At 63.4% G+C, this 5,419-nt stretch carries 4 protein-coding genes; 2 read left to right on the top strand and 2 right to left on the bottom strand.

All coding sequences use genetic code 11. The features are described 5' to 3' along the window. Positions 1-270 precede the first annotated feature (270 nt). Together AB1609_14890 and AB1609_14885 are read right to left on the bottom strand one after the other, a co-directional pair. Positions 271-534 carry a helix-turn-helix domain-containing protein gene (locus AB1609_14890; GenBank protein ID MEW6047744.1) on the bottom strand — a complete coding sequence of 88 codons (264 nt, stop codon included), beginning with the start codon at positions 532-534 and terminating at the stop codon, positions 271-273. A gap of 16 nt (positions 535-550) precedes the next feature. Further along, positions 551-1,048 (bottom strand): ATP-binding protein, encoded by a 498-nt coding sequence (locus AB1609_14885; protein ID MEW6047743.1) that lies wholly within the window; start codon positions 1,046-1,048, stop codon positions 551-553. 404 nt (positions 1,049-1,452) lie between these two features. On the opposite strand from AB1609_14885, the gene AB1609_14880 reads away from it, so the two are divergent. Next, positions 1,453-3,933 (top strand): S-layer homology domain-containing protein, encoded by a 2,481-nt coding sequence (locus tag AB1609_14880; GenBank protein ID MEW6047742.1) that lies wholly within the window; start codon positions 1,453-1,455, stop codon positions 3,931-3,933. Positions 3,934-4,080: 147 nt separating this feature from the next. Beyond that, positions 4,081-5,419: S41 family peptidase (locus AB1609_14875; protein ID MEW6047741.1), on the top strand; the 1,339-nt coding region annotated here is incomplete at its 3' end.

The following is a 5,419-nucleotide window of genomic DNA, read 5'->3' as shown; positions in this document are numbered from 1 at the left end:
GCAGCGGCTATTGTGTTACAGCGGAAGGTCAAAGAGCCGATCACGTTTGCGTGCTGGGATAGTCGGCTTTGGGAGGCGGCTCTGACCCACGGCTTGTCCGTGCTACCGAAGCACCGGCCGTGAGGCGGCTCATGGAGCGCGTCTGCCGGAGGTTACCAGGCCCGGGACAGCCTGGTATATTGCTCGGTGGGAGGTTGGCGGTACGCGATGTTCGTCCTACCGGTCCTGCCTGCCGGCAGCAGTACATAAACAACGTGAACATCTGGCGCGCTATGGCTGGGCGGTCGCGCGGCGGCGGGGTGGGTGGTGGCCAGTCGGGCGATATATGGCCGTCCGGCCTTTGCCCTCCATGCGCAGTTCTCCCCGGCGCACAAGACGCTGGAGCAGTCGGTAGGCCTGGGGAGGGGCGAGTTGACAGAGTTCGCTCACTTCCTTGCGCGAGATGCTGCCGTGCTTGCGGGCATACTGCAACACCATCTGCTCGTACTGGATGGGCTCGAAGCCTCGAACTCCAGGGGATCCAGGTCCTCCCATGTGGCGCCGGGGACCCTCAACGCCGAGTAGTCCTGGGCGCCTCCATTTGCCAGCCGGCCTGCATCTCGTGAAAGTGGTAGGGAACGCAGGCGGGTTCGCCCCGACCTCCGATGGCCCGCCTCAGGTACTTGCCTTCGGTGGTCCCCACCGGGACCGGACTGCGGGGAACGTCGATCGCCAGCACCATCTTGCCGCGGACCTCAACGCTGTAAACCCTGGTTGCGAGCGAGGGGCGGGTTTGGTTGGCGATGAGCGCCTGCACCCGCCGGGGATCGGTGAAACCGCCCTCGTGGCGCGGGCGCGCCCCGGTTACCGTACCGTCATCCTCAACTCCTACCAGCAGCAGTCCGCCTTCCCCATTGGCCAGGCACACCACCGCCTCCACCAGGTCGCGATCGCTGAGGGGCTGGCGGCCTTCCCCCTTGAACTCCACGGTGAAGGACTCCCCGCCGGCAATAATCTCGAGCAGTTCGGCCTCGGTCATGCCCCGCACCTCACTGGTGCCTAATTCCATACCAACCCTATTCTTCCCTTCGTGCCCCCTCCATCTCCCGGCGCCCCGCCCTCGCAAGCGCACTTCGTCAGCACGTGAGTGGTAAACTCCTGGTGTTCTGCGAGGGCCACCTCTATTCCTGCAATTCCCTGGACAGGCTGCCGGGAACAAAATGACCAGGGTATGCGTCACAAAGGGAAGGAACGGCGATCACTCCAGGTAGAGGTCAAGCTGCCAGATAGCAACTCCCCAGAAGGAAAATTGCGGGTGGATAGCGAATAGCTTCCTCCAGCACATTTTCCGGGGGAGGGGTGGCCTCGCCCGGAGTAAACGTTGTAGAAGCAGGGGGTGGGACTCACACAGTGCGACACATCCATTCAAAGGGCCAGAGGACTCTCAATGTCGTGTAAAGGAGGTTAGAAGACGTGAGAAAAGCGTTAGTGGCAGCCCTGGTAGTTGCCTTCGTACTCTCCATCGCTGCCACTGCCAGCGCGGCGGTGCTCACGCCGGCCAGCTTCCCCGATGTGCAGGGCCAGGCGTGCGCTGATGCCGTCGCCAAGCTGGAAGCCCTCGGTATCGCCAAGGGCATCGACGGCCAGTGGATGCCGCTTGCCCCGGTGACCCGGGCTCAGTTCGCGGCCTTCGCCGTGCGCCTGCTTGGGCTGGAGGGCGTGGTCAAGTACATGGCCGGCCCCACCAAGTTCGCGGATGTGCCGGCGACACACTGGGCGAGCGGTTACGTGAACGTGGCGGTGGCCAAGAAGCTGCTCGCGGGTTATCCCGACGGCAACTTCCACCCTGACGAGAACATCACGTTCCCGCAGGCCGCCACCGTGCTGGGCCGGGTGCTCGGCTACGTGAACCTGCCCGGTGAATGGCCCAGCAACTACATGGTGGTTGCTTCCGAGAACGGCCTCTTCGAGGGCGTGGAGTTCGGCGGTGACTTCGTCACCCGGGGCGACATGGCCATCATGCTGTGGAACGCCCTGAATGCGCAGCTCGTACAATACAAGTACCTTGAAGATCTGGGCATCTGGGACTACGAGAAGCAGTGGGACGACCAGGACAAGACTGATCCCAAGACGCTGCTCGAGAAGTCGCTGGGCGGCAAGATCCACGAGGATATCGTGGTTGCCTCTACCGGCGACGTGAATGCATCCCTCAAGGCCGCTGAGATTAAGGCCGTGGTGGGCACTGACGCCAGCAAGTGGCCTGTCTGGACCATGCCCGAGGGTGTGGCCACTGCGGGCCTGCTGGGGCGTGCGCTAAACACCATCAACATCGGCACCAAGGTTAAGTACGCCGAAGATGTCACCGACGTCGACAGCGTGATATCCGGCAAACTCGCCGCTGACACCGACATCGATGGCACCGACGAGGTGCAGATCAAGGTCGGTACCACGACGGTCAAGAAAAACTGGGCCGACAAGGTGACGGCGTATAAGAACAAGACCTTGGTTGACCAGTTCTTGACAACGAAGGACAAAGTGTACACGGCCTTCAAGTCTGGTGATACTGTAAGCGCGTTCCTCGATGCGGACGGGAAGGTCGCGTTCATCGTCGGATTCAAGGTGGACGTGAACAACGCCGTAATCACCAAGGTCGAGGAGACGACCACGGGCAAGAAGATCACCTACGTCAAGGGCAAGGACGGCGCCACTGAGACGAAGGATGTAGCTACGAACGCGAGCTTCCTCAAGAACGGCTCGGCGGTAGCGTTCTCCGGGCTGAAGGCTGGCGACGTGGCTGACATAGCTCTCGACTCGGCGGGCAAGGTCTGCTACATCTCGGCGTCGGACGCCAAGGTTAGCGGGAACATCGAGAACGTTCTCAAGAAGGCCGACGGCAAGACCTACGTAGTCGTGGGCGGCACGGAGTACAAGCTGGGTACCGATGCCAAGCTGAAGGCTGACGGTGCGTGGGTTGCCAATCCGGAAACGGGGATCGCCTCGTACGTCGGGTGGGCTGTTACTCTCAGCCTCAACGCTTCGGGTGAGGTCGGCTTGGCCACGGCCACCGGTAGTGCGGGCGTCGTGGGTATCGTGACCAAGCAGGACAGCACGGCGAAGACGATCGAGATGGATACCCCGACGGGCAAGGTCACCCTTTCCTGGGCGGCCGGGTATACGTTCCCCACGACGAACTACGAGACCAAGAAGTGTCTGGCTCTCACTACGTCTGATGGCAAGGTCACGCAACTGATCGAGTGCAGCCCGCTCAGCTCTGCGTACACCATCAAGGCCGTGGACGCTACCAACCTTAAGGTCACGGTCGACGTCGGCGGTGGGACGCTCAAGGTGCTGCAGTTCGGTTCTAACGCTGCCATCAGGCTGGTGCCGGCCAGCGGTAGCGAAGAGTGGGCAGCCCTCAGTTCGCTGAAGGTGAATGCCACCCTGCAGGTGTGGCCGGCGGATAAGACGAGCGGCCTGCTCTACGCGACCACCGGCGAACTGGCTGCGCCGGAGCCGGATACGATCTACGGCAAGTACGTCGGGTACACCTTCAGCAGCTACACCAAGGTCATGACCCTCTTCATGGACTACAAGGGTGAGTCGAAGAGCTACACGAAGAAGGACGCCGTGGGCAATGAGCTCGACGGGCTGACGGTAGACGACTTCGTGTACGCGGCCGTGACCGGGTCTAGCTGGACCGCCGCCGACAAGCTCGTCAAGCATGCGGATGAAGGTGAGATCGTGTCCATCGCAGACACAACGGTCACCGTACTGAAAGCCGACGGCAGTTACGCGATGTTCACCGTGCCGAAGGAAGCGGTCGTGTACAGTGGTTCGGCCGTCGCCTACAAGGGCACGGGCGTGGGTGCGCTGGCGGTTGGCGATCAGATCAAGGTATATGAGAAGACTGCCGGCGCTGGCGTAGTGCTGGTGTGGGCGAACCCGGAGGACTAGGTCCTGGCTAGCAGAAGGGGGGGGCGCCCTCCTGGGTGACCCCCTTCTGTATTGGGTGCGGTTGGCTGCTGGGCCGCTTCGCCGAAGCCGTAGATGCCGGGAGCCGTGGAAAGACGGGATCATGCAAACAGCAGGGAGGACTCACGAATGGTTCGGGGAAAGAGGCGTGGGCTGGCCGCGGTCGTCATGATGGTAGTGGTCGCAAGTGTCGTATCCCTGGCGGTGCTTCCCCCAAGGGCAGTTGGCGGGCAGGTCGATGAGGCCAGCGTGGGTACACTCGCCATGCTGGTAGAAGTGCTGGCCACGCTGTCCGTGCGTCCTGTAGAGAGGGCGGCTCTGTGGCACGCGGCAGCGGTTGCTGTGGTCCGGGCGACCGGTGATCCCTACGGTGCCTATATGACACAGCATGAAGTCGAAGACTTTCTTCTGGGAATCGAAGGCGCCTACGACGGAATTGGAGTTGCCATTGAGAGCATTGACGGCACCATCGTTGTGCAATCTGTGTTCCCGCGTAGCCCGGCCAGTACTGCGGGCCTGCGAGCGGGCGATGAGTTGGTGGAGGCGGATGGGAAGGCGCTGAGGGGCATGGCGCCGGAGGCGGTGGCGGGGCTGTTGAGGGGGCCGGCGGGGACGCCGGTGAGGCTGCTGGTGATGCGGGAGGGGTGGGAGGAGCCGCGGGAGATAGTGGTGGTGAGGGAGAAGATCGTCATCCCCAGTGTGGAGAGCAGGATGCTGGGGGATGGCGTCGGGTACGTGCGCATTGTGTCGTTCCGGGAGGGGTCGGCAGGGCAGTTTGCGGGGGCGCTGGAGGAGTTGAGGAAGCAGGGGGAGCTGCGGGCGCTGGTGCTCGACCTGCGCGATAACGGGGGCGGCCTCGTCGATGAGGCGGTGGCGGTGGCGCGGCAGCTGGTGCCGGCGGGGCCGGTGGTGCACATCATAGGCAAGCAGTCCAGCCAGGTGGTGAAGGCGGACGGGCCGGGGCTGGGGCTGCCCATCGTCGTGCTGGTGAATAAGGGGACGGCCAGCGCGTCGGAGATCCTGGCGGGGGCGCTGGTGGATCGCTGTAAGGCGGTGCTGGTGGGGTCGCCCACCTTCGGCAAGGGGTCGGTGCAGGCGGTCATCCCCCTGGGCGGAGGGAGCGCGGTGCGGCTGACCACGGCCAAGTACCTGACGCCCAACGGGCACGTGATTGAGGGGAATCCCCTGAAACCCCAAATTCTGGTGCAGGAGGAAGATAGGGGGCCGAGGCCGAAGTTCTCCTGGAGGAGACCTTTGAAGGTGCTCACCGTGGGGCTGGATGTGTTGGCGGCGCAGGAGTTGCTGGCGTGGCTGGGTTACCCCGTGGGGGAGGCCGACGGGATTTACGGCCGCAACACTTCGGCCCAGGTGTCCGTCTTTCAGAGGGAGCACGGACTGCCGGCTACCGGTGTCCTGGACGAGGCGACCGCCCGGGCCATGAATGAGGCTGCTCCGCGGGATGCTGGGC

It is taken from the genome of Bacillota bacterium (genome assembly GCA_040754675.1).
Classification (GTDB): Bacteria; Bacillota; Limnochordia; order Limnochordales; family Geochordaceae; genus Geochorda.
Note: the sequence above shows the minus strand (reverse complement) of the source record. Positions and strands in the feature narration are given on the sequence as shown.

Coding starts and splice junctions, on each gene's coding strand:
- AB1609_14890 (MEW6047744.1), bottom strand. CDS start 534: ATGGGAGGACCTGGATCCCCTGGAGTTCGAGGCTTCGAGCCCATCCAG.
- AB1609_14885 (MEW6047743.1), bottom strand. CDS start 1,048: ATGGAATTAGGCACCAGTGAGGTGCGGGGCATGACCGAGGCCGAACTG.